The organism is Tranquillimonas alkanivorans, from assembly GCF_900115595.1.
Classification (GTDB): Bacteria; Pseudomonadota; Alphaproteobacteria; order Rhodobacterales; family Rhodobacteraceae; genus Tranquillimonas; species Tranquillimonas alkanivorans.
Genome location: NZ_FOXA01000006.1, coordinates 54,181 through 81,119 on the forward strand (window position 1 = coordinate 54,181; position 26,939 = coordinate 81,119).

Annotated in this window: 22 protein-coding genes; 13 read left to right on the forward strand and 9 right to left on the reverse strand. The window is 69.3% G+C overall.

The annotated features are described in order from the left end of the window. Window positions 1-4: 4 nt before the first annotated feature. A complete protein-coding gene (locus tag BM162_RS09180) occupies window positions 5-1,021 on the forward strand; it encodes an amidohydrolase family protein (RefSeq protein WP_093420761.1) in 1,017 nt (338 codons plus the stop codon). Between the two features lie 31 nt (window positions 1,022-1,052). Next, entirely contained in the window at window positions 1,053-2,627 is a 1,575-nt protein-coding gene (locus BM162_RS09185; protein WP_245759217.1) for an FAD-dependent monooxygenase, read from the forward strand. Window positions 2,628-2,896: 269 nt separating this feature from the next. Here BM162_RS09185 and BM162_RS09190 read toward each other — a convergent pair whose 3' ends face one another. Both BM162_RS09190 and BM162_RS09195 read right to left on the reverse strand, forming a co-directional pair. Continuing rightward, window positions 2,897-3,319: a GlcG/HbpS family heme-binding protein gene (locus BM162_RS09190; RefSeq protein ID WP_093420766.1), complete on the reverse strand. Its 423-nt coding sequence runs from the start codon at window positions 3,317-3,319 to the stop codon at window positions 2,897-2,899. Between the two features lie 382 nt (window positions 3,320-3,701). Continuing rightward, entirely contained in the window at window positions 3,702-4,574 is an 873-nt protein-coding gene (locus BM162_RS09195) for a LysR family transcriptional regulator (protein WP_093420769.1), read from the reverse strand. 97 nt (window positions 4,575-4,671) lie between these two features. Here BM162_RS09195 and BM162_RS09200 point away from each other — a divergent pair, with 97 nt between their 5' ends. Next, window positions 4,672-6,231 (forward strand): proton-conducting transporter transmembrane domain-containing protein, encoded by a 1,560-nt coding sequence (locus BM162_RS09200; RefSeq protein ID WP_093420771.1) that lies wholly within the window; start codon window positions 4,672-4,674, stop codon window positions 6,229-6,231. Continuing rightward, window positions 6,228-8,579, forward strand: coding sequence for a YbcC family protein (locus BM162_RS09205; RefSeq protein ID WP_093420774.1), 2,352 nt, complete (start codon window positions 6,228-6,230; stop codon window positions 8,577-8,579). The genes BM162_RS09200 and BM162_RS09205 overlap by 4 nt, the downstream gene beginning before the upstream one ends. Before the next feature lie 286 nt (window positions 8,580-8,865). Here the strand turns inward: BM162_RS09205 and BM162_RS09215 are convergent, their stop codons facing one another. Next, on the reverse strand, window positions 8,866-9,639 hold the full coding sequence (locus BM162_RS09215; protein ID WP_245759218.1) for an IclR family transcriptional regulator: 774 nt from the start codon (window positions 9,637-9,639) through the stop codon (window positions 8,866-8,868). Between the two features lie 188 nt (window positions 9,640-9,827). On the opposite strand from BM162_RS09215, the gene BM162_RS09220 reads away from it, so the two are divergent. The 7 genes from BM162_RS09220 (at window position 9,828) to BM162_RS09250 (ending at window position 18,236) form a co-directional block, all read left to right on the forward strand. After that, a complete protein-coding gene (locus tag BM162_RS09220) occupies window positions 9,828-11,345 on the forward strand; it encodes an ABC transporter substrate-binding protein (RefSeq protein WP_093421126.1) in 1,518 nt (505 codons plus the stop codon). Window positions 11,346-11,461: 116 nt separating this feature from the next. Continuing rightward, entirely contained in the window at window positions 11,462-12,379 is a 918-nt protein-coding gene (locus BM162_RS09225) for an ABC transporter permease (protein ID WP_093420781.1), read from the forward strand. Between the two features lies 1 nt (window position 12,380). Then, window positions 12,381-13,277 carry an ABC transporter permease gene (locus tag BM162_RS09230; protein ID WP_093420784.1) on the forward strand — a complete coding sequence of 299 codons (897 nt, stop codon included), beginning with the start codon at window positions 12,381-12,383 and terminating at the stop codon, window positions 13,275-13,277. 4 nt (window positions 13,278-13,281) lie between these two features. Beyond that, window positions 13,282-14,280 carry an ABC transporter ATP-binding protein gene (locus BM162_RS09235; RefSeq protein ID WP_093420786.1) on the forward strand — a complete coding sequence of 333 codons (999 nt, stop codon included), beginning with the start codon at window positions 13,282-13,284 and terminating at the stop codon, window positions 14,278-14,280. Further along, the gene (locus BM162_RS09240; RefSeq protein ID WP_093420789.1) at window positions 14,277-15,263 is read left to right on the forward strand and encodes an ABC transporter ATP-binding protein; all 987 of its coding nucleotides are present in this window, start codon (window positions 14,277-14,279) and stop codon (window positions 15,261-15,263) included. Before BM162_RS09235 ends, BM162_RS09240 begins: the two co-directional genes overlap by 4 nt. 9 nt (window positions 15,264-15,272) lie before the next feature. Further along, window positions 15,273-16,838: a gamma-glutamyltransferase family protein gene (locus BM162_RS09245; protein WP_093420791.1), complete on the forward strand. Its 1,566-nt coding sequence runs from the start codon at window positions 15,273-15,275 to the stop codon at window positions 16,836-16,838. 9 nt (window positions 16,839-16,847) lie between these two features. Beyond that, window positions 16,848-18,236 (forward strand): M20 family metallopeptidase, encoded by a 1,389-nt coding sequence (locus tag BM162_RS09250; RefSeq protein ID WP_093420794.1) that lies wholly within the window; start codon window positions 16,848-16,850, stop codon window positions 18,234-18,236. Window positions 18,237-18,351: 115 nt separating this feature from the next. On the opposite strand, the gene BM162_RS09255 is transcribed toward BM162_RS09250, so the two are convergent. Further along, on the reverse strand, window positions 18,352-18,690 hold the full coding sequence (locus BM162_RS09255) for a hypothetical protein (RefSeq protein ID WP_093420796.1): 339 nt from the start codon (window positions 18,688-18,690) through the stop codon (window positions 18,352-18,354). A gap of 298 nt (window positions 18,691-18,988) precedes the next feature. On the opposite strand from BM162_RS09255, the gene BM162_RS09260 reads away from it, so the two are divergent. Together BM162_RS09260 and BM162_RS09265 are read left to right on the forward strand one after the other, a co-directional pair. Continuing rightward, window positions 18,989-20,038, forward strand: coding sequence for a YihY/virulence factor BrkB family protein (locus tag BM162_RS09260; RefSeq protein WP_093420799.1), 1,050 nt, complete (start codon window positions 18,989-18,991; stop codon window positions 20,036-20,038). 166 nt (window positions 20,039-20,204) lie between these two features. Then, entirely contained in the window at window positions 20,205-21,461 is a 1,257-nt protein-coding gene (locus BM162_RS09265; protein WP_093420801.1) for an MFS transporter, read from the forward strand. Window positions 21,462-21,476: 15 nt separating this feature from the next. Here the strand turns inward: BM162_RS09265 and BM162_RS09270 are convergent, their stop codons facing one another. The 5 genes from BM162_RS09270 to BM162_RS09290 form a co-directional block, all read right to left on the reverse strand. Next, complete coding sequence (locus BM162_RS09270; protein WP_093420804.1) at window positions 21,477-22,388, reverse strand: AEC family transporter; 912 nt, start codon at window positions 22,386-22,388, stop codon at window positions 21,477-21,479. Between the two features lie 91 nt (window positions 22,389-22,479). Beyond that, window positions 22,480-23,094, reverse strand: coding sequence for an ABC-type transport auxiliary lipoprotein family protein (locus tag BM162_RS09275; RefSeq protein ID WP_177215110.1), 615 nt, complete (start codon window positions 23,092-23,094; stop codon window positions 22,480-22,482). 8 nt (window positions 23,095-23,102) lie between these two features. Further along, window positions 23,103-24,842, reverse strand: coding sequence for an MlaD family protein (locus tag BM162_RS09280; protein ID WP_093420809.1), 1,740 nt, complete (start codon window positions 24,840-24,842; stop codon window positions 23,103-23,105). Window positions 24,843-24,851: 9 nt separating this feature from the next. Next, complete coding sequence (locus BM162_RS09285; RefSeq protein ID WP_093420811.1) at window positions 24,852-25,634, reverse strand: ABC transporter ATP-binding protein; 783 nt, start codon at window positions 25,632-25,634, stop codon at window positions 24,852-24,854. Then, entirely contained in the window at window positions 25,634-26,767 is a 1,134-nt protein-coding gene (locus tag BM162_RS09290; RefSeq protein ID WP_281243781.1) for an MlaE family lipid ABC transporter permease subunit, read from the reverse strand. Before BM162_RS09290 ends, BM162_RS09285 begins: the two co-directional genes overlap by 1 nt. Between the last annotated feature and the right edge of the window lie 172 nt (window positions 26,768-26,939).

A 26,939-nucleotide genomic window follows, 5' to 3' on the forward strand; every position in this document is an offset into this window, starting at 1 on the left:
AAGAATGAAAAAGATCGACGTCTTCAACCACATCTGGCCCAAGCCGTTCCACGAGGCCCTGATCGCGCATGTGGGCGAAACGACCGACATCACCCGCCGTTCGGAAGCGGTGCCGATGATGACCGACCTCGACCGCCGCTTCGAGGTGATGGACATGTTCGGTCCCGATTATCAGCAGATCCTCTCGCTCGCCTCGCCGCCGTTCGAAAAGTACGCCGAGCCTGACAAGGCATTGGAGTTGGCGCAGATCGCGTCCGACAGCATGGCCGAACTCTGCCAGCAGTACCCGGACCGCTTCCCCGGCTTCATCGGGACGGCGGTCCTGTCGAACCCCGACGCGATGGTGGAAGAGGCGCGCCGCAACATCGAGGACCTCGGCGCCTGCGGCATGCAGATCTTCACCAACGTCTCGGGCAAGCCGCTGGACCTGCCCGAGTTCGAGCCGTTCTTCGACTACATGGGCAGGTCGGGCAAGGCCGTCTGGATGCACCCGGCGCGCGGCGCGAACTTCCCCGACTACCTGACCGAGGACCGGTCGGAATACGAGATCTGGTGGACGCTCGGCTGGCCCTACGAAACCTCCGCCGCGATGGCACGGATGGTGTTCTCGGGCCTCTTCGACCGGCATCCGGGCCTTCGCGTCGTCACCCACCACGCCGGCGGCATGATCCCGTTCTTCGAAGGCCGCGTCGGGCCCGGCTGGGACCAGATGGGCGCGCGCACGACCGACCGCGATCTTGCCGCCGTACGCAAGGCGCTGAAGCGGCCGCACCTGGAGTATTTCAAGGACTTCTACGCCGACACGGCCTCGTTCGGGTCGCGCAAGGCCATCGAGCACGCCATCGAGTTCTTCGGCGAGGATCACGTCATGTTTGCCTCGGACGCGCCCTTCGACCCCGAGAAGGGTCCGATGTACATTCGCGAAACGATACGCATCCTCGACGAGCTCGATGTGTCCGAGGAAGTGCGCCGCAAGATCTATCAGGACAACGCCGCGAAGCTGCTGGGCCTCGATGTCTGAGCGGACCGACGGAACGAAAGGCGAGGTGAGCGTGTACGACGTTGTCATCGTGGGCGGCGGCCCGGTCGGCATGGGACTTGCCATCGAGCTGGGCCAGCGGAACGTCTCGGTCTGCGTGATCGAGCGGTATCCAGAACCGCAGCCGATCCCGAAGGGTCAGAACCTGACCCAGCGAACGACCGAGCATTTCTTCTTCTGGAACTGCGAAGCGGAGCTGCGCGCTGCGCGCCCCACCCCGCGCGATGCCGGCATCGGCGGCATGACCTGCTACGGCAAGCTGCTGACGGAGTACCACTATGACTGGCTGAACCGTGCGCTCGTCCGGGACTATTACTACACCGCTAACGAACGCCTGCCGCAGTACGCGACCGAGGCGGTGCTTCGCAAACGCGCGGGTGAGATTGCCGCCATCGACATCCGCTATGGCTGGACCTGCACGGGGGCCGAGCAGGACGAAGACGGCGTGACCGTGCACGCCGCAACCCGCGACGAATCGGCGTCGGACACGGTGCGCGGACGCTACGCCGTGGGCTGCGACGGCAGCCGCTCGACCCTGCGCGAGGCGGCGGGCATTACGCAGACCTTGTCGGACCACGACCGCCTGATGGCGCTGCTCGTCTTCCGGTCGACCGAGCTTCACGATCTGCTCGAGCGCTATCCCGGCAAGGCGTTCTTCAACGTCCTCAATCCCGAGCTCGAGGGATACTGGCAATTCTTCGGCCGCGTGGACCAGGGCACCACGTGGTTCTTCCACGCCCCGGTTCCGCCCGGCACCACGAAGGACAACTTCGACTTCGCAGGCATGCTGCACGCCGTGGTCGGACAGGAGTTCGAGGTCGAGTTCGAGTATATCGGCTTTTGGGACCTGCGCTTCGCCATCGCCGAGCGGTACCGCAACGGGCGGGTCTTCGTGGCCGGCGACGCCGCGCATTCCCATCCGCCCTACGGCGGCTACGGCATCAACACGGGGTTCGAGGACGCGCGGAACCTGGGCTGGAAGCTCGCCGCGCGGCTGCAAGGCTGGGGAGGCGAGGCGCTGCTCGACAGCTACGACCTCGAACGGCGGCCGGTCTTCGCCTCTACCGCCGACGACTTCATCGCGCGCTTCATCGAGGAGGACCGCGCGTTCCTTGCGACGTACTCGCCCGAGAAGGACCGGGAGGAATTCGAGCGGCACTGGTTCAGGCGCAACGAAGGCGCGGACGAGGTGGCGGCGTTCGAGCCGAACTACGAATGCTCGCCCATTGTGAGCGGTCCTGCGGGTGGCGTGTGCAGCGCACGGGGCACGCACCTCCACAAGGCGCGGGCGGGACACCATCTGTCGCCCGCGACGCTCGAAAGCGGCACCAACGTCTACGAATGCCTCGGGCAAGGCTTCACGCTTCTCACCTTCGGAGGGTGCGATGCGGATGCCGAGGAGATCCGGGCCGAGGCCGAGCGGCAAAACCTCCCCCTTGACCTCATCTCCCAGAGCGCGACGGGCCCGTACGAGGCAAGGCACGTCCTCGTGCGGCCGGACAACTTCGTCGCCTGGGCCGGAGACGAAGGGAAAGACGGTGCAAGGAGCTTGGTGCGAGCCGCGGCATTGGGAGACGGTGGTGGGTAGTGTCTCGTCGCTGGTGTCGAAGGCCGCGCGCGGAGCCTCCGGCGTGGCGCAGCGCGGGGCCTCCGGCGTGGCGCTGGAGGCCGGCGCCTGTCTTCGTGATGTTCGAGTTGCAGGATCTTGAACTGAGGAAACGACAGACGACGGAAGGGCGCTGATCGGGCTCGTTAAGAGCAAGGAGAGATCGCGTCGGCATTTCCGCGCGAGCGGTTGCGCCGCGCAGGTCCGACGCGATCGGCATCGAGCCGAACTTGGCCACTCCCATAGGATTTTCAGCTCCCCGACGTAACGGCGTCCACGCCCGCTTGCGCCACCTCGCGGTCCTGTGCCGGCGTGCCGGAGGAGACGCCGATGCCGCCGACGACCTCGCCGTCCACCGTGATGGGAAGGCCGCCGCCGACCACCATCAGCCGGCCGCCGATGGCGCTGCCGATTCCGTAGGCGGGGGCGCCGGGCTGGCTGATCTCTCCGTACTCGTGCGTCGCCTTCTTCGCGGCCGAGGCGGTGTAGCTCTTGTCGATGGCGATGGTGATCGAGGTGACCTTGCCGCCGTCCATCCGCTCGAACGCGATCAGGTTGCCTCCCTCGTCGGTCACGGCGATGCACATGGGCACGCCGATCTCGCGCGCCTTGGTCGCGGCGGCATCGATGACGAACCGCGCGTCGGCCGCGTCCAGTCGCTTGACGGTCAGCATTGTCTGCTCTCCTCGTTCACGCCCCTGATCCGGTACGGCGGCATGAAAGCGCGCGCGGCCCTGCCCCGTCAACGCGCAATCAGCGCCCCCTCGTCCGGCAGACGCTCCATGCTGCTGGCCCCGTAGAAGCCGTGACAACGCGCTGCTCCATGCGCGCGTCGGTCATCGATCCGTGCGGCCGAAGAGGATAGCTCCTCGAGCTGCCGCAAGCGGCCTCCTACACCAAACGGCGGGAATTATCCGGTCATGGCAGGATGGCCGCCGACACTGTAACCGCGCCGACAGTCACCGAGGTCGCCCCCACGACGCCCGGGGCCACGCTCATCAGGCTGACCCTGCGCATGCCAAAAGGGCCACCAGCAAGCACCACGTTCCGGTGCGCTCAGCCGATGGCATCGGCCGGGAGCAGCGTGCCGAGAAACGGATGGGCGAAAGAGCGTTGCGCCGTCACGGCGTAGAAACTTTCGACGATGTCGAGCGAGAACGGCGCGCGCGACAACAGGCCCTGAGCCAGCTCATCGGCCAGAACGACGCCCGGCGTGATGGCCAGGCCCACGTCGTCCCTTGCCAGAAGGCGGACCATGGCCATGTCGTCCACGATCGCGGCGATCCGGGGGGTGATGCCGAGCCGGGCGACAAGGCTGTCGAACCCGGTCCGGATCGAGCTTTCGGTGGGCAGGATGACGGGCTCGCAGCTCAGGAGATCCGAGAGCGTGTCGTGCCGCAGACGGCGTGTCGTGCCGTGGATCGCCACGGCCTGCTCTGCGATGCGGTGCGCAACGAGGTTCGGGTACTGGTCGCGCGGCGGAGGCTCCGTCAGCAGAACGACATCGAGCGCGAGGTTCCCAAGCGACCTGAGGAGCGTCTGGCTGCTGCCTGACGACAGGATCAGTTCGGTGCTCTTTTCGGCCAGCACAGGCTGCAGGAACCGGAGCTGGAAATTGCGGGACAGGGTCGACAGGGCACCCACGCGAAGCGGCGCGGCCCTCCCCCCGCCCTCGCCCAAGGCAGCCACCAGATCGTCGCCGACCTCGAAGATCCGCTCCGCGTGATCGAGCGCAATACGCCCCGCCTCGGTAAGTACCAGCTTCCGCCCGCGGCGCTCGAAGAGAGCATGGCCCAAGCGTTCCTCGAGCTGCCGGATCTGGGTGGACAGCGCGGATTGCGACAGGTTCAGCCGCCCGGCGGCGCGGGTCAGGTTCCCCTCGAGCGCAACCTCGCGGAAGTAGCGAAGGTGATGATAGTTGAGCCTCACCGTTCCATTTTACAGAACGAAAACTCGAGAACAATGTATTTTTTGTTTCCCGAGAGGACCTCTAAGTCCGCTCGCAGTTCCATTGACAGAGGTTCCCATGAGCAATCTCCTCCTGCTCGGTCCCCTCGCCTTGGCGATGGCCGCCCTGGCGACGACGCTCTTCCCGCCCCGCCGGGCGGACGGGCGCCTGCACCTGCCCGAGATCGCCGCGCTTGCCGCCCTGGCCTCGGGCGTGCTGGCGGCAGCCGAACTGACGATGTCCGGTCCGTCGACGGGCGCGCTGTTCGGCGCCACGGGCATCGGATTTTCGGCGCGCCTCGACATCGTGAGCGTCGCGATGACCCTGACCGTGGCCTTCGTGGGCTGGGTGGTTCTTCGCTTTTCGCGCGTGGCGCTGGACGGCGAGGCCCGGCAGCCGGCCTTCATGGCCTGGATATCGGCGACGGTCGCCTGCGTGCTGCTGCTGGTCAGCGCCGGAAACCTCGTCCAGCTCGCAGTGGGCTGGGTCGCGACCGGCGCGGCGTTGCACAATCTGCTGCTGTTCTACCCGGACCGGCCGCGGGCCCGCCGCGTGGCGCTGAAGAAGGCCATGAGCGGCGGCATCGCGAGCGCGGCGCTGCTCGCCGCCGTGGGACTGCTGGCGGTCGGCTTCGGCACGACCGACATCGCCGCGATCAACGCGGCAGCGCTGGCCGGTCAGCGCCCCGACCTGCTCTGGCTTGCGGCCCTGCTGCTGGCGATCGCGGCAGTCTTCAAGTCGGCGCTGGTGCCCACGCACGGCTGGCTGACCGAGGTCATGGAAGCGCCCACACCAGTTTCCGCGCTTCTGCACGCGGGCGTGGTAAACGCCGGCGGGTTTCTGCTGATCCGCTTCGCCGACGTGCTGCTTGCGACGCCGGGCGTGCTGGCGGTGCTGGCCCTCGTCGGCGGCTTCAGCGCACTGGTCGCCGCTGCCGTGGCGCTCACGCAGCCGGCGGTGAAGACCGCGCTCGCATGGTCGACCTGCGCGCAGATGGGCTTCATGGTGCTGCAGTGCGGCCTGGCGCTTTTCCCGCTGGCGCTCCTGCATATCGTCGCGCACTCGCTCTACAAGGCGCACGCCTTCCTGGCCTCCGGCGGTGCCGTGCGCGAGGTCACATCGATCCGGCGCCCCGGTCCCGTCGCCGTGCCCGGTCTGAGTGCCGTGGCCCGCGCCTTCGGCCTCGCCCTCGTGCTCTACCTCCTGGTCGGACTGGCCTTCGGGATCGCCTCCAAGCCCCCGCAGACCGTCGCCCTCGGCGCGATCCTGATCTTCGGCGTCGTCTACCTGATCGCGCAGGGTCTCGCAGATCGTGCGCCCCGCGCGCTCGCTTGGCGGACAGTGGCGCTGTCTGTCGCCGCGGCAGTCGCGTACTTCGCCCTCCAGCAGGTCGCGACCTGGACCTCGGCCGGCACCCTGCCGCAACCGCCCGCGCCGGACGGCCTGATGTGGGCTACCATCGTTCTGGCTGTTGTCAGCTTCGGCGTCGCGGCGGTCGCTCAGACCACGTTCCCCCTCTGGGCCGGGCATCCGGCGGCGGCGGGACTGCGGGTGCACCTGATGAACGGCCTCTACCTGAACGCGGTGACGGATCGTCTCTCCGGCCGCTGGACCTCCCGGAAAGGAGCGACGCAATGAACGCCCACGTGACCTGGCCCGGCACGACGCTCGAACTGTTCGCCGCCGCCGAAACCGCCATCCGGCAGGTGCCGCCGGCCTTCCCGCTCGACGCGACGGTCGCCGTCAATCCCTGGCTGGGGCAAGCTGGTGATCACCGCACCCTCGCCGCCGCACGGCTCGCCCGCGTCGGCGGCGGGCGGATATTCCTGCCGCGCGAAAGTGTCGCCGCCATGATCGAAGCGGGCGAGGTGACAGCGCATGACCTCGCCGCTGCCGCCGCACATCACGGGCTGGAGCCCGAGCAACTTGCGCGTGCGGCGCACGAAGCCACGCCAGAGGGGACTCCGCTCGCCACCGTTGCGGATCTGGCTACTGCGGAGCGCGGCGTCGACTGGTCGGAGTTCATCGAGGAGCGCGTCGGCCTTTGGGCCGCGGCGCATTTCGACCGGGGGCAGGCGTTTTGGCCGGCGCCGAGCGTCAGGGCCTGGCGCTCGTGGCGCGAGTTCGCCTGTCGCGACCTGACGCCTGGGCTGGCCGGCCTTCGGGGGATCGCGGCCCGTGCCGCCGCTGCCCCGACCGACGCGCGCGCGGCCTTCGCCGTCGCCTGCGCCGAGCTCGGCCTGACGGCGGACGAGGCTCCGATGTATTTCCACCGCTTGCTGGTGACGCTTTCGGGCTGGGCGCAATACGCGCGTCACCTCGACTGGACCACCGAGCGAGACGCAGGCCGGGACGACACGCCGTTCGAGTTGCTGACAATCCGCCTGAACTGGGAAGCCGCCCTGCTCGAGGCCGGCGGCCCAGCCAGGGCCGCTGCATGGGAGGCTGCCCGAACCGCATGCGCTGCGCCGGTAGCTCCGGACGCCGACACGCACCTCGACGCGGCCCTGCAGGAGGCCGTCGACCGCAGCGCGGAACGCCGGCTGGCCGAGACCCTGACCGGCGGGACGCCTCGGAGCGAACAAGAGCGGCCGGCGCTTCAGGCGGCGTTCTGCATCGACGTGCGGTCCGAGGTCCTGCGCCGGGCGCTGGAAGCGAGCGATCCCGGCCTGCGGACCATCGGCTTTGCCGGCTTCTTTGGCCTGGCCGTTCGGCACCGCGGTCATGCCTCGGACCTGGACGAAGCGCGCGCGCCGATCCTGCTGCCTCCCGCGCTCGAGGCCCGGACCGAGGACGAGGATACCGCCGACCGGGTGCGCCTCCGGACAGTGCGCGCCTGGGGCCGGTTCAAGCGTGCCGCCGTGTCGGCCTTCGCCTTCGTCGAGGCCGCGGGACCGCTCTACGTCGGCAAGCTGTTGCGCGACGGGCTTGGGTTGGGCGCAGCCTCGGCCGCTGAGCCAGTGCCGCACCTCGACCTTCCGCTCGAGAGCCGGATCGAGGCGGCGGCGGGCATCCTGCGCACCATGTCTCTGACCCGGGGCTTCGCCCGGCTCGTGCTGATCTGCGGGCACGGCGCCGGTGTCACGAACGCCCCGCACGCCAGCGCGCTGCAATGCGGCGCCTGCGGCGGCCATGCCGGCGACGTCAACGCCCGCCTTCTGGCGGGGCTGCTGAATGATCCACAGGTGCGAGAGGGCGTCGCGGCGAAAGGCATCGCCATCCCCGCCGACACGCGCTTTGTCGCCGGGCTGCATGACACCGTCTCTGACGAGGTGTCGCTCTTCGAAGACGGCCTGCCCGGCAGCCACGCCCAGGACATCGAGAGATTGCGGGCGACCCTGACCCGCGCTGCATCGCTCGCGCGGACCGAGCGCGCGGCGACGCTCCCGCGAGGCACCGCCGGCAGCCTCGCCGCGCGCGGCAAGGACTGGTCCGAGCTGCGGCCCGAATGGGGGCTGGCAGGGTGCAGGGGCTTCATCGCCGCACCGCGGCCGCGCAGCGCCGGGCTTCGCCTCGACGGCAGCGTTTTCCTGCACGATTACGACTGGCGGCAGGACGACGGCGCCGCGACGCTCGAGACGATCCTGACTGCTCCGGTCGTGGTCGCGAGCTGGATCGCCCTGCAATACCACGGCTCGGCCGTCGCGCCCGGAACCTTCGGGGCCGGCAACAAGCTGTTGCACAACGTCGTCGGCGGCATCGGCGTCCTTGAAGGCAACGGCGGCGCCCTACGCGCCGGACTTCCTTGGCAGTCGGTGCATGACGGGGAGGCTCCGCGACATGTCCCCAGCCGGCTCGTCGTGGCCGTCGAGGCACCCGAGCAGATGATCTCCCAGGTCCTCGCACGCCGGCCGGACGTCCGTGCACTGTTCGACAACGGGTGGCTGACGCTGACGGCGATCGATGACGAGGGCCGCCTCGGACGACGCTACCTGCGCGGGACCTGGACCGAGCGCCATGCCCCTGCCCTCGCCTCCGCGGCATGAGGTCGACTTGAGCGCCGCATAATCGGACGGCGATCCGCATGACGAGGAGCGAAAGCCCGCTCCTCGTTACGCAGAGGTCGGTCAAGCTCCGGTCTCCTCGCGCTCCTGCTGGCCCTGCCCTTCCGTCCGTTGCGATGCACGGCCAATTGCAGGACCGCCACGTCCGGGGCATGCGGACGCGCTTCGTCATCGAAACGATCCTGCTTCTTTGCCGAAAATGGCATGGGCGCCAGGTCAAGGACCGCTAAGTCGGTCCGCAACCGGAACAGCGGCGCCGCTCGGAACTTCACGCCAAGATGGTGTTCGCGGCGTCCTGGATCGCCGGGGCGATGTCGCGGTTGATGCGGTCCAGGTCGTAGGAATGGCCCGAGACCGAGACGTGGATCGCCGCCGCCGCCCGCCCGTCGGGCGCGACGATGGGCGCGGCCACGCCAACCTCGTTCAGGATCACCTCGCTGCGCGAGATGGCGTAGCCGCGCACGGCGGCGTCCTCGATCAGGTCGCGAATGGTGCCGCGGTCGCGGGTCGTGGCGGGGGTGAAAGACGCGATCGGCCAGTCCCGCACGGCGGCTTCGCGATCCTCTGGCCGCCAGGTGGCCAGCATGGCGCGGCCGGCCGAGGTCGACAGCGCGGGCAGACGGCGGCCGGCGATGGTGGCGGCGAAGTGGGTGCGCTGGGTGGGCAGGCGCAGCGCGTAGATGATGTGCTCGCCCGACAGCTCGGCCAGGTTCACGGTTTCGCCGATGTCGCGGCTGAGTTCGATCAGCTTCGGCATGGCCCGCCCGATCAGCGGGTCGGACCAGTAATAGGCATAGGCCATTTCCAGCCACTGGTGCGACGGGCGGTAGCGGCGCGTCGCCGGATCCTTCACCAGCATGCCTTCGACGTGCAGCGTGTTGGCCAGCCGCTGCACCGCGCTCTTGTCCAGCCCGGTGCGTGACGCGAGGTCGCCAAGCGAGAGGTCGGTGTGGGTTTCGTCGAACGCGCGCAACAGCTTGAGCCCTTTTGCCAGTGCGCCGACGAAAAGGGTGTTCTGCTTCTTTGCGGGGCGATCGGACACGGAGGAGGCTCCTGTATTCATTTTTCTGCTTCTGCGGCCTTGACGCGGCGGTGTGGCCTCAGCTTACACTGATCATATCACGGTAGCATGTATCATAATACGATACTCCGCGGCGTGACGCAAAGAAAACGTGACGCAAGCGCCCGGACGAGGCGCCGCCAGAGAATGGAAGTGACAGGGAAAGCATGATGATCAATCCGCTCCTCAAGACGACCGCACTTGTCGCGGTGGCCGCGGCCGCCGCAGCGCCGGCCTTCGCCGACAAGGCGTCGAACACGCTGAACGTGGCGTTCACCAAAGAGCTCGAGAACGTCGACAGCTACTTCAACTCCTCGCGCGAAGGCGTGGTGCTGCAACGGGCGGTCTGGGACGGCCTGATCTATCGCGATCCCGAGACCAACGAGTATGTCGGCAACCTTGCCGAAAGCTGGGAGTGGATCGACGACACCACCCTCGAGTTCAAGCTGCGCGAGGGCGTGACCTTCCACAACGGTGAGCCGTTCAACGCCGACGACGTGGTCTATACCGTCAACTTCGTCGCGGACGAGCAGAACGGCGTGAAGACCCAGCGCAACGTGAACTGGATGGAGTCGGCCGAGAAGATCGACGACTACACCGTCCGCATCCACCTGAAGGACAAGTTCCCGGCGGCCATCGAATTCCTGTCCGGCCCCGTGTCGATGTACCCCAACGAATACTATGCCGAGGCCGGCCCCTCGGGCATGGGCCTAAAGCCAGTGGGCACCGGCCCCTACAAGGTCACCGACGTGACGCCAGGCCAGCATTTCGTGCTCGAAAAGAACGAGAACTACCACGACAGCCCCAAGGGCCAGCCCGAGATCGAGAACATCGACATCCGCACGATCCCGGACGTGAACACGCAGATGGCCGAGCTGTTCTCCGGCTCCCTGGACCTGATCTGGCAGGTGCCGGCCGACCAGGCCGAGAAGCTGGCGACGATGGACCAGTTCACCGTCGCCAACGAATCCACGATGCGCGTGGGTTACCTGCAGATGGATGCCGCCGGCCGCTCGGGCGAGAACCCGTTCACCGACAAGAAGGTGCGCGAAGCCGTCAACTATGCCATCAACCGCCAGGAGCTCGTCGACGCGCTGCTGAAGGGCAAGAGCCGCGAGATCTATACCCCCTGCTTCCCCAGCCAGTTCGGCTGCGAGGAGGACGCGGCGACCACCTATGAGTACGATCCCGAGAAGGCCAAGGAGCTGCTGGCCGAGGCCGGCTATCCCGACGGGTTCTCGACCCCGTTCTATGCCTATCGCGACCGCCAGTACGCAGAGGCGATCGTCAGCTACCTCAATGCCGTAGGCATCGATACCGACTTCAAGATGCTGCAATACTCGGCCTTGCGCGAGCTGAACATGGACGGCGAAGTGCCGATCTCGTTCCAGACCTGGGGCAGCTACTCGATCAACGACGCCTCGGCGATGGTCAGCCAGTTCTTCAAGCACGGCTCGCTGGACAACACCCGCGACGACCAGGTGCTGGAGTGGCTGGACGTGGCCGACAGCTCGACCGACCCGCAGGAGCGGATCGAGTACTACACCAAAGCGATCGAGCGGATCACCGAAGAAGCGTTCTGGGCGCCGATGTTCAGCTATAACACGAACTACGTCTTCACCGACGAGGTCGCGTACGAGCCGACCCCGGACGAGGTGCTGCGCTTCACGGACATGAGCTGGAACTGATCCGGCCCGGCCGGGGGCGGGCGCCACGCCGCGCCCCCGGCCCGATCGCGTCTCTCCCCACTTCCCACGCGCATCAGGCGGGGCCGGCCGGCCCCGCCCCGGCCGAGGTGTAACCGATGCTTCCCTTCATTCTGAAACGGCTGGGGCTGGCCCTTCTGGTGGCCTTCACCGTCAGCTTCATCAGCTTCTCGCTTCTGTTCCTGTCCGGCGATCCCGCCGCCGCGCTGGCCGGCGAGACGGCCAGCGGCGAGGATATCGAGGCGATCCGCCGCCTCTACGGCTTCGACCGACCGATGATCGTGCAGTACCTGGAATGGCTGTTCGCGGCCGTGCGGGGCGATTTCGGCGAAAGCTACTACTTCAAGCTGCCGGTCGCCGGGCTGATCGCCGAGCGCTTGCAGGTGACGATGACGCTGGGCGTCTGCGGCATCTCGTTCGCGCTGCTGACGGCGGTGCCGCTTGGCGTGGCCGCGGCCGTTCGCCCGAACTCGATCATCGACCGCGTGGCGCTGTTCCTGTCGGTGGCGGGGCAGGCGATGCCGAGCTTCTGGTTCGGCCTGATCCTGATCGTGGTCTTCGCGATCCAGCTGGGCTGGCTGCCGCCCTCGGGCGCGGACAGCTGGCGGCACTTCATCCTGCCGACGATCGTGCTGGGTTATTACGCGATGCCGGCGATCATGCGCCTGACGCGGGCCGGGATGCTGGAGGTCCTGAACTCGGACTTTATCCGCACCGCGCGCGCCAAGGGCGCGGGCGAGGGGCGCGTGATGTTCAAGCACGCGCTGCGCAATGCGATCATCCCGGTCGTCAGCCTGGCGGCGGTGCAGATGGGCTTCATGCTGGGCGGCTCGATCGTGGTCGAGTCGGTCTTCGCGCTGCACGGGGCGGGATACCTGGCCTGGGAAAGCATCGCGCGCAACGACCTGCCGACGGTGCAGGCGCTGATCCTCGTCTTCTCGATGTTCTACATCGTGTTCACCTTCCTGGCGGACGTGCTGAACGCCTGGCTCGATCCCCGCATGCGGAGCTCCTGAGATGACCGACATGACCGATCCCCTCATGCAGGACGTGCAGGGGCCGAGCCCCCGCGACCTGCTCAAGCGCCGGGTGAAGGGCCACCTTGGCCTTCTGACCGGCGTCGGCATCGTGGGGCTGCTGGTGCTGGTGGCGATCTTCGCGCCGCTGCTCGCCCCGCACGATCCCTATGCGCAAAGCCTGATGACCCGCATGGAGCCGCCGGTGTTCCTGGGCGGCGACTGGGAGCATCCGCTGGGCACCGACCACCTGGGCCGCGATTACCTGTCGCGCCTGATCTACGGCGCGCGTGTGTCGCTGCTGATCGGCGCGGTGGCGGCGCTGATCTCGGGCGTCATCGGCACGGCGATGGGTGTCGCCGCCGGCTATTTCGGCGGCAAGGTGGATGCCGTCGTCACGTTCCTGATCAACGTCCGGCTCGCCATGCCGGTGGTGCTGGTGGCGCTGGCGGTGGTGGCGATCCTGGGCGGGTCGCTGACGGTGGTGATCGGGGTGCTGGGGCTGCTTCTGTGGGACCGCTTCGCGGTGGTCATGCGCGCCTCGACACTGCAGGTGGCGCGGCGCGACTACGTCGCGGCGGCGCGCTCGATCGGGGCCTCGACCCCGCGCATCCTGCTGACCGAGATCATGCCGAACATCGTCAACAACCTGATCGTCATCGTGACGCTCGAAATGGCGCACGCAATCCTGCTCGAGGCGGCGCTGTCGTTCCTGGGCTTGGGTGTGCAGCCGCCGACGCCATCCTGGGGCCTGATGGTAAGCGAAGGCAAGAACATGATGCTGTTCGAGCCTTGGCTCGTCCTCATCCCCGGCATCGTGCTGTTCCTGCTGGTGCTGGCGATCAACCTGATGGGCGACGGGCTGCGCGACGTCACCGCCCCCGAGAACCGGAGTTGAGACCATGACGGACGACACGCTTCTCAAGGTGCGCAACCTGACGCTCGACATACCCGTCGGCGGCGGCACCCTGCGCGCGGTGCGCGGCATCGACTTCGACCTCAAGCGGGGCGAGACGCTGTCCATCGTGGGCGAAAGCGGCTCGGGCAAGTCGCTGACCTCGCTGGCGGTGATGGGCCTGCTGGGCAAGGGCATCAAGCGCAGCGCGGACGAGATGACGTTCGAGGGCACCGACCTTCTGCGGGCCTCGAAGCGCAAGATGCGCGCGCTGCGCGGCGACCGGATGGCGATGATCTTCCAGGAGCCGATGACCTCGCTCAACCCGGCCTACACCATCGGCGACCAGCTGATCGAGGCGCTGCTGCTGCACCGCAGCGTGGGCCGGGAGACCGCCCGCGCCCGCGCCGTCGAGCTTCTGGAGAAGGTCGGCATCACCGCCGCCGAAAGCCGGCTGGGCCAGTACCCGCACCAGCTTTCGGGCGGTCTGCGCCAGCGGGTGGTGATCGCCATGGCGCTGATGTGCGAACCCGACCTGGTGATCGCGGACGAGCCGACCACCGCGCTCGACGTCACCATCCAGGCGCAGATCCTGCGCCTGCTGGTGGACCTCACGCGCGAGATGAACATGGCGATGATCCTGATCACCCACGACCTGGGCGTGGTGGCGCGCGTGGCCGACAAGGTGGCGGTCATGTACGCGGGCGAACTGGTCGAAACGGGCCCGGCCGCGTCGGTCTTCGAGGCGCCGAGCCATCCCTATACCCGCGGTCTGCTGCGCTGCATCCCGCAGCCCGGCAAGACCGAGCGCGGCGCGCCGCTGGGCACCATCCCCGGCATCGTGCCGTCGCTGATCGGCGAGGTGTCGGGCTGCGCGTTCCGTACCCGCTGTCCCCATGCCGTCCCCGGCTGCCGCGCGGCCATCCCGATGCGGGGCGACGACGTTCACGGATACCGCTGCGTCCACCCAGACGGCGCAATTTCGGCAGAGAGGGAAATCGCATGACCGAAGCCGTTCTCGAGCTCGACCGCGTCCGCAAGACCTATACCGTCAAGCAGGGCCTGTTCGGCAAGCGCAAGCCCCTGACCGCCGTCAACGACGTGTCGCTGTCGCTGGGCAAGGGCGAGGTGCTGGGCCTGGTGGGCGAATCCGGCTGCGGCAAGTCCACGCTGGCCAAGCTGCTGCTGGGGCTCGAACATCCGACCTCGGGCCAGGTGCTGGTCGAGGGCGAGTCGATGGACGCGCTGGACCGGCGCGCGCTGGCCAGCCGGCTGCAGCCGATCTTCCAGGACCCGTACTCGTCGCTCAACCCGCGCAAGTCGATCTACGACATCGTCTCGTTGCCGCTTCGCGTCCACAGCATCGGCGACGCGCGCAGCCAGGAGAAGGCGGTGAAGGAGATCCTCGACGTGGTGGGCCTGCCGCAGCGGGTGATGAACACCTATCCCAGCCAGATGTCGGGCGGCCAGCGCCAGCGGGTGGCCATCGCCCGCGCGCTGGTGATGAAGCCCGAGATCGTGATCTGCGACGAGCCGACCTCGGCGCTGGACGTGTCGGTGCAGAGCCAGATCCTGAACCTGCTGGGCGAGCTGCGCCGCGAGTTCGGCTTGACCTACCTGTTCATCAGCCACGACCTGGCGGTTGTCGAACACCTCGCCACGCGGGTGGCGGTGATGTACCTGGGCCGGATCGTCGAGGAAGCGCCGGTGGCCGAGCTGTTCGAGGCTCCCAAGCATCCCTACACCAAGGCGCTGCTGAGCTCGGTGCTGACGCCCGAACCGGGGCTCGGCGTGCCCGAGACGTCGCTCGGCACGGCCTATCCCAACCCGATCGATCCGCCCTCGGGCTGCGCGTTCCACCCCCGCTGCCCCATGGCGACCGAGCATTGCAAGGCCGTCGCGCCGCGGCCGCTGGCGACAGCGGACGGACGGGTGGAGTGCCATTTGCACGACCCCGAAAGCCCCATCTACGCCAAAGCCGCCGCCTGAGGAGAGACCATGACGTCATCGCTGTCCCGCACGCAGGTCACCCGCAAGGTGGTGGTCGAAACGCCGCACGGCGTCGTCGCCTCGCAGCACCGGCTGGCCGCGGAGGCGGGGGCCGAGGTGCTGAAGGCGGGCGGCGACGCCGTGGACGCGGCGGTCGCCTGTTCCTTCGTGGTCGGCGTGCTGGAGCCGTGGATGAGCGGCCCGGCCGGCGGCGGCGCGGCCGTCCACTGGCGCGCCGATACCGGAGAGGCGACGGCGATCAATTTCGGCATGCGATCGCCCAAGGGGCTGCGGGTCGAGGATTTCCCGCTCTCGGGCGAGGGCGTCGCGGGCGACCTGTTCCCGTGGGAGCGGGTGGTCGAGGACCGCAACGTGCAGGGCGCCAAGGCCATCGCGGTGCCGGGCACCGTCGACGGGCTGGGCCGGGCGCATGAACGCTGGGGCCGGATGCCGTGGGCCGAGCTGCTGGCGCCGGCGGTCGAGCACGCGCGCCGCGGGCTGCTTGTCGACTGGTACGCCGCGCTGATCATCGCCTCGACCACGCGCGAGCTGGCCAAGGACCCCGACGCCGCCGCGCTGTTTCTGGAGGACGGCCGGTGGCCGACCATCTCGGGCTGGACGGCGCTGGCCGAGAAGCGGCTGGACCAGTCGCGGATGGCCGACAGCCTGGACGCGCTGGCGCAGGGCGGGGCGCGGTCGTTCTATGACGGCGATCTGGCCGCCACCATGGCGCGCGACGTGCAGGACAAGGGCGGCTATCTTTCGACCGACGACCTGGCCGGGTACCGCGCCTGGATGGGCGCCGCGCGGCGGGTGGCGTACCGAGACGCAGCCTTCCACGTGATGCCCGGCCTGACCGCCGGGCCGACCTTCGCGCGGACCATGGAGGTGCTGGAGCGCGCCGACCTTGCGTCCCCGCCCGACGCCTTTTCCGCCTATGCCGAGGCGCTGCGCACCGCCTATCGCGAGCGGCTGGGCACGATGGGCGACACCGGCGAGGTGCCTGAGGCGCCGGGCTGCACCACGCATTTCTCGGTCGTGGACCGTGACGGCAACATGGTGGCGCATACCCAGACGCTGCTGTCGATCTTCGGCAGCCGGGTCGTGTCGCCCTCGACCGGCTTGCTGATGAACAACGGGATCATGTGGTTCGACCCAGTGCAGGGGCGTCCGAATTCGCTGGCGTCGAACAAGGCCTGCCTGATGAACGTCTGCCCGGTGGTGGGCGAGACGGGCCCGCGCCGCTTCGCCTTCGGGGCAAGCGGCGGGCGCAAGATCGTCTCAGCCGTGGCGCAGCTGTCGTCCTTCGTGGCCGATCACGGGATGACGTTGGACGAGGCGTTCCACCATCCGCGCATCGACGTCTCGGGCGGCCCCGCCGTCATCGCGGACGAGGCGCTGCCGGCCGACGTGCTGGACCGGCTGGCCGCCGAGGGGCCGGTGAAGACCACCCGCCGCACCGTCTTGCCCTATGCCTTCGCCTGTCCGGCGGGCGTGTTGCGCGAAGACGGCCGCAACGCCGGCTGCACCGAGATCATGTCGCCCTGGGGCGATGCCGTTTCAGAAGACCGATAAGGAAGCACCATGTCCCGCAAGGCCGCCATCGCGCACGTCACCGACTATTTCGACACCGGCACCTTCCAGAGTGAGCTTGCCCACCTCGTCACCTACGAGAGCGAAAGCCAGAACCCCGAGGCCGGCCGCGAGATGCGCCGTTACCTCGACGAGGCGATGCGCCCCCGGCTCGAGGCGATGGGCATCACCTGCGAGATCGTCGACAACCCCGACCCGCGCGGCGGCCCGCTGCTGATCGGCGAGCGGCGCGAGGGCGACGACCTGACCACGGTCCTGACCTATGGCCACGGCGACACCGTGCGCGGGCAGGAGGGCATGTGGCGCGAAGGGCTCGAGCCTTGGGTGCTGTATGAAGAAGGCGAGCGGCTGTACGGCCGGGGCACCGCCGACAACAAGGGCCAGCACCTGATCAACATCGCCGCGCTCGAGGCGGTTCTGGCCGAGCGCGGCAAGCTGGGCTTCAACCTGCGCATCGTGATCGAGATGAGCGAAGAGGTTGGGTCGTGCGGCCTGCCCGAGGTGTTCCGCACCCACAAGGACCGGCTGACCGCGGACGTGCTGATTGCCAGCGATGGCCCGCGCCTCCAGCCCGAGGTACCGACGATGTTCATGGGCTCGCGCGGGGGAACCACCTTCGACCTGATCGTCGAGCGGCGCGAGGGCGCGCATCACTCGGGCAACTGGGGCGGGCTGCTGGCTGACCCGGCGACGATCCTGTCTCACGCGCTGGCCTCGATCACCGATGCGCGCGGTCAGATCAAGGTGCCCGAGTGGCGCCCCGACAGCCTGACCGACAAGGTGCGCGCGGCGCTCAAGGACCTGCCGGTGACTGGCGGCGAGGGCCCCGAGGTGAACGAGGACTGGGGCGAGGAGGGACTGACCCCGGCCGAGCGCGTCTTCGGCTGGAACAGCTTCGCCATTCTCGCAATGACCGCAGGCGTGCCGGAAGCGCCGGTCAACGCCATCGCCGGGCGGGCGCGGGCGACCTGCCAGCTGCGCTACGTCGTCGGCACCGAGCCCGAGGACATCGTCCCCGCGCTGCGCCGCCACCTCGACGCCCACGGCTTCGAGGAGGTGCGCATCGAGCCGCACGACCGCGGCTTCTTTGCCGCGACGCGGCTGGACCCCGACCACCCGTGGGTGGACTTCGTGGGCAACTCGATCCGCGAAACCAGCGGCGGGCCGCTGCACGTCCTGCCCAACCTCGCCGGCTCGCTGCCCAACGACAGCTTCACCGACATCCTGGGCCTGCCGACGATCTGGGTGCCGCATTCCTATCGCGGCTGCTCGCAGCACGCGCCGAACGAGCACGTGCTCAAGCCCGTCTGCCGCGACGCCCTGCGCGTCATGGCCGGCGTGTTCTGGGACGTGGGGGAGGCGGGCGGCCCCGCCGCCTGACTCCGGCAGATGGCAGAGGAGCGCGTCACCGCCACATGCGGAGACGCGTCCTCCATCCACGGGTGCTAATCGCGGGTCCCCGAGCTGGGTGGACCGGCAGGAGCCTGCGGCGATGTCAGGCCGAGCGTCGCGCCGGCACGTTATCGTACTCCCACACAAGCAGCGACGCCGTCCTGAGCCAGCGCAGCGCGTGAGACAGCTCGGGCTGCTGCGGGTCGCGGTCCAGGCTCGCCTCGAGGTCGTCGGCCATGCCCGTCAGGATCGCGGCGGGCGCATCGGCCGATGCGACCCAGGGACCAACGGCGTCGAGCGCAACGCGCAGCCGCTGGTCGTCCCGGCAAAGCGCCTGCACGCCTCCGGTCAGTTGCGCGCCGGACGCGGCATTCAGCAACCTCGCGCCGCCGGGATAGGCGCGCAGGACGGCGATCTGGAACGGTCCGAGACGCTCGGGCATCTTCCTGTCTCCTGGAAATGAGTTGTGGGGCGGAACGATTCTGCTCCACCCGAGCTACACGTTCGTATAGGCAGAACATGTGACGCCGCGTCAATATCCAATGACGGTTGCGGAAAATGTTTGCGCCAACGTGGTCCCACGCACCGCAAGTGTCGCCTACGCCGCCAAGCGGGGCCCTGCTTTGGCGGCGGGTTCCGCCCAACCGGCCGAAGCCCGGGCCCTGTAACCGCGACGGGACCTGCGACCGGAGCGCGGCGTTCCGCCCAGAGTGGTTATCGCCCCGGAGGAGACGACGCACATGCAGGACCGACCCGGCGAAGGCCCCGGTCCCGGCGAAGGAACCGAGCCGCACCCGCAAGGCGCGCATCCCGCCGCGCCGGCGCCCCCGGAACAGGCGGCGGAGGAAACCGGCCGGGGCCGCGACGCGTGGCAACCCTGGGGGATCGAGCAGGCCGGCTGGCGCGACATCGCGCTCCGCGCCGGACGGAGGGTCGGACCGGACCTCTTCCCACTGGTCGCCGCGGGCGTCGCCTTCTTCGGGATGCTCGCGCTCTTTCCCGCCATCGCCACCTTGGCCTCGGTGGGCGGCCTGTTCCTGGCCCCCGACCTCGTCGTCCGCCAGATCGACGTGCTGGAGGGCCTCGCGCCGGCGGAATCGCTCGCCGTGGTCCGTGACCAGGCCGTCGCGCTCGCAGGGCAGGCACCAGGCCGGGCGACGGTGACGGCGCTGGTCAGTGTCGCGCTGTCGCTGTTCTGGGCCTCACGCGGGATCGACAACCTGATCAGCGGCATCAACATGGCCCATGCCGAGGCCGAGACGCGCAACATCATCCTGCGAAACATGGTCTCGCTTTGGCTGACCGCAGTGCTCACAGGCTTGGCGCTCGCGTCACTGGCGCTCGCGGTGGCCGTACCCCCGGCGGCCAAGGCGCTGGGGCTGTCGGATTGGACCGATACCATCGTCATGGTGGGCCGCTGGCCTCTGCTGGCACTGCTGTCGATGACCGCGCTCGGCCTGATCTACCGCTACGCGCCCGCCCGCAGGCCGCCCCGCTGGAGCTGGGTCACCCCCGGCGCGGTCGTCGCAACACTGCTGTGGCTCGGGGGCTCGCTGCTCTTCTCGCTCTTCGTGCGGAACTTCGGCAGCTACCAGCCCACCTACGGTGCCATAGCAGGTGTGGTGATCCTGCTGCTCTACATCTGGCTGACCGCGTTCGTCGTACTGCTGGGGGCGCTGCTGAACGCCGAGATGGAACACCAGTCCCGCAGGGACACGACACGCGGCCGCGTCAGGCCCATGGGGCGGCGCAAGGCCGAGATGGCCGACACGCTCGGGCGCAGGCCGTGAGAAGATGGGACCAGGGTGCTTGGCCCGTCGCGAATCCGCCTAATCGATGTCCCGCTCGCCTGTGTCGGCATCCGGAACACGGCCTGCCGATGCGCGGCGCCGCGAGGTCCCGCAGGCGGCCAGCCCCAGCGGCGACCCGACCGGTAAGGCGCGCACACTCCCGCTGATGAAACGGCGTGTTCCGTCAGAGGTCCCACCGCCCTTGCCCCGGTGGACAGGCGGTATTAACCGCCGGACGACACCAGCCGGAACGGAGCCAGTTATGCCGGACCTTCGCACGCCTCGGCGGGGCGTCTCTGCCGCCTTCGTCTTAAACGGGTTCCTGCTGGGTGCCTGGGCCTCGCGCATCCCGGCCTTCGTCGAGCGGCACGGGCTGAGCGAAGGCACCCTCGGCGTCCTTCTCTTCGTCATGGGTCTCGGCGCGCTGGTGTCGTTCCCGGTCGCGGGGCGGCTCGCCGACGGGCTGGGGGCCGTGCGCCTGACGCGCTGGATCGCGGCATTCTATCTCGTCACCCTCGTCCTGTTGCCGCTCGCGCCGACGCCGGTGCTGCTCGGCCTCGCGCTGTTCCTGTTCGGCGTGGGGCACGGCGCCATGGACGTGACGATGAACAGCTGGGCCGCCGAGGTGGAAACCGTCCTGGGCCGGCCGGTCATGTCCTCGTTCCACGCGATGTGGAGCCTCGGCGCCGGCCTCGGCGCCGGCACCGGCTTCGTCGCGGCGAGCCTGGGCCTGCCAGTCACTGTGCAATTCCTCCTCGTGTCGCTGGCGGCCGCAGGGCTACTCGGCCCGTTCATGGCCGTCTGCTGGACCTCGTCCACCCGTCCACGCGACCCGGAGGCGGCGGTCTTCGCGCTGCCGCGCGGGGTGCTCGTGCTCGTCGGCCTGATCGCGCTGTCCTCGGGCCTCGGCGAAGGTGCGATGGTCGACTGGAGCGCGATCTTTTTGCGCGAAGTCGTAGGGTCCGGCGAGGCGCAGGCGACGCTGGGCTTCGCGGTCTTCTCGGTCACCATGGTGGCGATGCGGCTCTGCGTGGACCGGCTGGTGATCCGCCTGGGTTCGGTGCGGGTCGCGCGCCTGAGCGGGCTGTCCGCCGCGCTCGGCATCGCGCTGGTGACGGGGCCGGCGGTGCTTCCGGCTGCGCTGGCGGGCTTCGTCTTCATGGGCATCGGTTATGCCGCGCTGATACCACTGGCCTTCAGCCGCGCGGCGGCCGACCCGGAGGTGCCACCGGGCCAGGCCATCGCCTCGGTGGCGACGCTGGGCTACGGCGCGATGCTGATGGGCCCGCCCGTCATCGGCCTGATCGCCGACGCCAGTTCGCTTCGTATCGCCTTCATGCTCATCGGCGCCTTCGCGCTGCTGATCGCCGCCCTTGCCCCCGTGCTCGGGCGCAGCAGCGCCGGTGTAGCGGCGGCGGAGTAGCGCGCCGCCGCAGGCTTAGAGCTGCCGCACCGCCGCAAGCACGACCGGAAGCGTCACGACCGCCGCGACCGTCTGCGCCGTCACCAGCCCCGCCATCAGCGACCCGTCGCCGTTCATCTGGCGCGTCAGGACGTACGCGGTCGGCGCCGTGGGAATCGCCGCGAAGATCACCAGCACCAGCGTGGCCGGCGCGTCGAGGCCGAAGGACAGGCTCACGCCAAGGGCCAGCGCGGGCATGGCCAGCAGGCGCAGGGCCGAGATGCCGATGAGCGCAGGAGTCTCCCGCCCCAGAGCGCGCAGGCGAAGCGCCGCGCCGACGCATAACAGCCCCAGCGGCAGGCTGGCCTGCGCCAGCAGCTCGAGGATGCGCCCGATGCCGAACGGCAGCCCGGCCCCGGCCAGCGCGATGAAAATGCCCAACACGCAGGCCAGGATCAGCGGGTTGGTCACGATGAGCCGCAGAAGCCGCCCTATCCCGCCGCGCGGCTGCGCCTCGGTCAGCGCCAGCACCGACAGGACGTTGACCACGGGCACGGCCACGGCCAGCAGGACCGCCGCGCGCCGCGTCCCCTCGGCCCCCAGCAGGCTGGCGGTGACGGCCAGCCCGAGATACGTGTTGAAGCGCACCACGCCCTGCAGCACAGGCCCGAACCGCGATGCCGGCGCGGGCCGCGCCCGGCGCAGAAGAACCAGCGCCGCGGCGGCAAGGCAGATGGTGACGACGGCCGCCCCGCCCATGCGCAGGATCGACGGGTCATCCAGCGGGGCGTTCGCCAGGTTCACGACCAGTAGCGCCGGGAAGAGCAGGACGTAATTGATGCGCTCGGCCGCGGGCCAAAAGCCGCGCTCCGGCACGCTCGCGCGCCTCAACAGGTATCCCAGGCCGATCAGCGCGAAGATCGGCCAGATCGTCGTCACAAGCTGCACAAAATCTTTCCCCGGCGTCAGATCGTCGCGACACTCTGTCGGTCAGGCGCCGCCGATCCGCAAGCCGCAGGGCTGCAACGCCGCAATCGCCTTATGCCGCGCCCGCCGTCGCCGCCACGGCCCAGCGGATCAAGTCGGACAGCACGGTCTCCGACACCGCCTCGAACCCGGCAAGGACGGCCGGTGCCGAGGTGCCGGGAACGGTGACCGCATGGGTGAAGGTGCGGGTGGCGACGATGGCGGCGTCCTCCTCGTTCACGAGCCGCGCGACCAGCGTCATCTCGACGACCGTGCGGTCCTCGTCCAGGCGCGCTTGCGCGCCGAAATCCACCAGGTTCGTCACCAAAGCCACGTCGCCCGACACGCCCAGCGGCGTGCGGCCCACGTACCTGAAGGCGTCGGCGCGCAGGAAGCCTTCGACCATCGCGGTCTGAAGCATCACCGGCGCCGGCTCGCTCCAGCGCGCCTCGGGCAGGTAGGCGACCTGGAGCGGCGTCGGCCTGATCAGGATGCCGTCCGTGTCTATGGCGCCGCTCGCCGCCGGGATCTCGACCACGAAGTCGATGTCGCGGCGCCCGGCCGGGGCCACGTCCGGTGCGCGGATCTCGAAGACATCCTGCGGCTCCGCCGCGCGGTCGAGCGCCGAGATGGCGGCGCAGCCCGAGAGGGCGGCGGCGGCGAGGACGAGAAGGAACAGGCGGGCCATGGCACCTCTCATCGTCTGAAGGCCGGTTCTTCGCGGCCGAGGAAATAGCGTGCGGGGTCGCGCTGGATCTGGCGGACGAGCTGCTGAAGGTTGCCCACCAGCTCGCGCGCCTCCCGCGCCAGGCGGGAATACTGCGGCAGCCCCTCGTCGCCGAAGGTGCGCAACGCGGGCGCCACCGCCCCCGCCGCGCTTTGGACCTGGGCGAAGGCGGCGTTGGCATGGGCCGCCGTCTGGCGCAACTCCTCGGTAATCGCCGGGACATCCTCGGCCACCGCGGCGACGGCGGCGTCGAGTCCGGCGAGCGTGGTTTCAAGCGTCGCCACCATCCGTTCCACGTCCTCGTCCAGCACGCGATCGGCCGAGGTGAAGGCGGACTCGGCGGCGCTCAGCGCGGCCTCTCCGGTTTCGAGCGCAGCGTTCAGCCGCGCGAGAGTGCCGTTGGCGGTCTCGAAGGACCGCGTCACCGTGCCCAGCGTCTCACCCGCCTGCGCCGAGATCGCGTCGACCCGGTCGGCCGCCGACGACAGATCCTGCCCCACGCGCTCCACCACGCCCGCCGCCGTCGCGGTGGCGGCGCGGACGTCGGCCAGGATGGCGGGCAGATCCGTCTCCGCCACCGCGCGGGCCGAGGCAACGAGCGCGTTGGCGTCCGACAGGAACGCGCGCGCATCGCCGACGAGGGCCGTGCCCTCGCCCGTGATCAGCGCGTCGAGGTCACGTGCCGCCGCGTCGACGGACTCCACGGCGCCCGCGGCCTCCGACAGTACCCGGTCGGCCGAGGCGACGACGGCTTCGGCCTGCCGCAACCTGTCGGTCGCGACGGATCCGGTCTGGCGGAACTCGGCCAGCACTTCGCTCGCGTCGCCGCCGACCCGGTCGATCTGCGTGCGCAGGGTGACGAGCGTTCGGTCCAGATCGTCGACGACGGCGGGCAGCTCGTCCGACAGCAGGACGTTCGCCGCGTCGAGCGCCCGCCGCCCGCTTTCAAGCGTGGCGTCGCCGGTATCCAGCGTCGTCCGCGCCCGCTCTGCCAGGCCGCGCACCTCGGTCAGCGTGGCGTCGGCGGTCCTCAGCGTGTCGGTCGCGGCTGACGAGATATCCTCGAGCTGCGCCGTGAACCGGCCGATATCGCCCGTGGCGGTCGCCAGCGTCTCGGTCACCGCCGAGATATCGTCGAGCGCGCCCTGAAGGTTGGCGGACGACGACTCGATGTTCGCAAGGATCGCCGTCACCCTCTGCTGGTTCTCGGGGCCGAGGATATCGGACACGCTGCGCGAGATCTGCAGAACCTCGTCCAGTATCTCGGGAGCGCCCTCGGTCACCGACTGAAGCGCCGAGGGGCGCGACGGGACCACAGGGATCGGGTCGTCCGACACCGCCGCCAGCAGCGGATCCTCAGAATCACCCGACGAGATCGAGACGTAGGACACGCCCGTGACGCCGAGCGACTCGATGGTCGCGACGCTCGACGTGCGAACCGGCGTGTCGGCCTCGACCTCGACCCGAACGAGCACCTGTCCGCTCAATTCGGGGTCCAGCCGCACGTCGACCACCTGCCCCACCGGCAGGCCGCTGAAACGGACGGCGGCGGAATCCGACAGACCGGCGACCGAGTTGAACATGACGTCATAGTACGCGAACTGGCGGTCCAGCTCGACCCGCGCGAACCACAGGAAAAAGCCGAGCAGGCCCAGGAACCCCGCCAGCGTGAAGGCGCCGATCAGCAGATAGTTCGCCCGGGTCTCCATCGCCCTGTCCTACTCCTCGTCCCTGCGCCGCGCACCACGGGCCGCGCGCGCTCGGGGGCCCAGGAAATACTCCCGCACCCACGGATGATCGACGTCTACCATGTCCTCGAGCGGCCCGGCGACCAGCACCCGCTTCTCGGCAAGCACGGCCACACGGTCGCAGACCGCATAAAGGGTGTCGAGGTCGTGGGTCACCAGGAACACGGTCAGCCCGAGCGACTGCGACAGATCGCGGATCAGGTCGTCGAACGCCGCCGCGCCGATGGGGTCCAGCCCCGCAGTCGGCTCGTCCAGGAACAGGATCTCGGGGTCGAGCGCGAGCGCCCGCGCCAGCCCCGCACGTTTGCGCATGCCGCCCGACAGCTCGGCCGGATACTTCTCGCCCGCCTCGACCGACAGGCCGGACAGCGCGATCTTCAGGCGCGCCAGCCCGGCGCGCGTCTCCGGCGTCAGCCCCGCGACCCGGCGCAGCGGCACCTCGACGTTTTCGCGCACCGTGAGCGATGAAAACAGCGCCCCGTCCTGAAACATCACGCCAATCCGATGCGACAGGCGGTCGAGCTCGGCCTCGCTCGCCCCTCGCACCTCGGTTCCCAGCATCCTCACCGTGCCGGCCTTGGGCGTCAGCAGCCCCGCGATCGAGCGCAGGAGCACGGACTTGCCGGTGCCAGAGCCGCCGACGACGCCCAGGATCTCGCCACGATAGACGTCCAGATCCAGCCCGTCATGCACCACGTGGCGCCCGAACTGGTTGCGCAGGTTCCGCACCTCGATCACCGTCTCGGCCATCATCAGACCCCGATCTGCTCGAAGAAGATCGAGAACAGCGCGTCGGCAAGGATCACCGCGAAGATCGCTGCCACGACCGCCGAGGATGTCATGCGCCCCAGAGACTCCGCCGTGCTGCCCACTGCCAGTCCCGCCCGGCAGCCGATCACGCCGATGAGCACCGCGAAGACCGGCGCCTTCACCAGCCCGACGAAGACGTGCGCGACCTCGGTCCCCTCGGCCAGCCGCGACATGAACATGGCCGGAGAGATGCCCAGTTGCGTCCACGACATGAGCGCCCCGCCGAACAGACCGGCGACGTTCGCGATCAGCCCCAGGATAGGCAGCATGAGGACCAGCGCCAGCACCCGCGGCACGATCAGCGCGTGCCCCGGATCGATGCCCAGCGTGCGCATCGCGTCGATCTCCTCGCGCATCTTCATCGAGCCGATGGCGGCGGTGAAGGCCGACGCCGTGCGCCCCGCCACGATGATCGCGGTCAAGAGGATACCCAGCTCGCGCAGGATCGAGATCGCGATCAGCTCGACCACGAAGACCTCGGCCCCGAACTGGCGAAGCTGCGCCGCGCCCTGGAAGGCCAGCACGACTCCGATCAGGAACGACAGCAGCGCCACGATGGGCACCGCCTGAAGCCCCACTGCCTGGCAATGGTGGACGAGCGCGGTCAGCCGGAACTCGCGTGGGCGCAGGAAGGTCTGCGCCAGCCGCGCGACGAACAGGCCGAGGACGCCCGTGAACTCGACGAACGCCGCGCCGCTGCCGGCCACGGCTTCGCCAAGCTGGGTGAGCCACGCGCGCGGCCCGCGCGGCCCGGCCAGCGGCGTCGCGGGCGGCGGCATGCCCTGCCGCACCGTGTCGAGGAGCCGCGCGACCGCACCCTGCGCGCCCGTCACGCCCGCCCGCGCCCCTGAGCGTTCGAGGCGTTGACAGCTGTCAACCACCGCCCAGGCGATGCTGGTGTCGATGCGCCTTGCGCCCGACAGGTCGAACGTCACCGGCCCCGTCAGCGCCGACAACCGCGCCTCCACCTCCGACAGGTCCCGCAAGCCCAGCTCGCCGGACACGGCGACATGCGTTCCGTCAGGGCGGGACGTGACCTCGATGGCCGAGGGGGTTCTGCCGGGCGAAGTTTCCACTTTCACCAACACTTGCCGATGCTCACCCCGGTTCTCTACCGCCGCATCGGGGCGATGAACACGGGCCTTTCGACGATGCCGGAACAAGAGCCTACGGGCCGGCGTGTCGGAAGATACAGCGCACGCATCGCGAGTGCGCCAGAAAGCAGCCGGCGTACCGCACCGGCTCTTG

Bases quoted from the DNA above. Each gene is read 5' to 3' on its own strand.
- BM162_RS09180 (WP_093420761.1), top strand. From the start codon at position 5: ATGAAAAAGATCGACGTCTTCAACCACATCTGGCCCAAGCCGTTCCAC.
- BM162_RS09190 (WP_093420766.1), bottom strand. From the start codon at position 3,319: ATGCTGACCGTCAAGCGACTGGACGCGGCCGACGCGCGGTTCGTCATC.
- BM162_RS09200 (WP_093420771.1), top strand. From the start codon at position 4,672: ATGAGCAATCTCCTCCTGCTCGGTCCCCTCGCCTTGGCGATGGCCGCC.
- BM162_RS09205 (WP_093420774.1), top strand. From the start codon at position 6,228: ATGAACGCCCACGTGACCTGGCCCGGCACGACGCTCGAACTGTTCGCC.
- BM162_RS09220 (WP_093421126.1), top strand. From the start codon at position 9,828: ATGATCAATCCGCTCCTCAAGACGACCGCACTTGTCGCGGTGGCCGCG.
- BM162_RS09225 (WP_093420781.1), top strand. From the start codon at position 11,462: ATGCTTCCCTTCATTCTGAAACGGCTGGGGCTGGCCCTTCTGGTGGCC.
- BM162_RS09230 (WP_093420784.1), top strand. From the start codon at position 12,381: ATGACCGACATGACCGATCCCCTCATGCAGGACGTGCAGGGGCCGAGC.
- BM162_RS09235 (WP_093420786.1), top strand. From the start codon at position 13,282: ATGACGGACGACACGCTTCTCAAGGTGCGCAACCTGACGCTCGACATA.
- BM162_RS09240 (WP_093420789.1), top strand. From the start codon at position 14,277: ATGACCGAAGCCGTTCTCGAGCTCGACCGCGTCCGCAAGACCTATACC.
- BM162_RS09245 (WP_093420791.1), top strand. From the start codon at position 15,273: ATGACGTCATCGCTGTCCCGCACGCAGGTCACCCGCAAGGTGGTGGTC.
- BM162_RS09250 (WP_093420794.1), top strand. From the start codon at position 16,848: ATGTCCCGCAAGGCCGCCATCGCGCACGTCACCGACTATTTCGACACC.
- BM162_RS09255 (WP_093420796.1), bottom strand. From the start codon at position 18,690: ATGCCCGAGCGTCTCGGACCGTTCCAGATCGCCGTCCTGCGCGCCTAT.
- BM162_RS09260 (WP_093420799.1), top strand. From the start codon at position 18,989: ATGCAGGACCGACCCGGCGAAGGCCCCGGTCCCGGCGAAGGAACCGAG.
- BM162_RS09265 (WP_093420801.1), top strand. From the start codon at position 20,205: ATGAAACGGCGTGTTCCGTCAGAGGTCCCACCGCCCTTGCCCCGGTGG.
- BM162_RS09275 (WP_177215110.1), bottom strand. From the start codon at position 23,094: ATGGCCCGCCTGTTCCTTCTCGTCCTCGCCGCCGCCGCCCTCTCGGGC.
- BM162_RS09280 (WP_093420809.1), bottom strand. From the start codon at position 24,842: ATGGAGACCCGGGCGAACTATCTGCTGATCGGCGCCTTCACGCTGGCG.
- BM162_RS09285 (WP_093420811.1), bottom strand. From the start codon at position 25,634: ATGATGGCCGAGACGGTGATCGAGGTGCGGAACCTGCGCAACCAGTTC.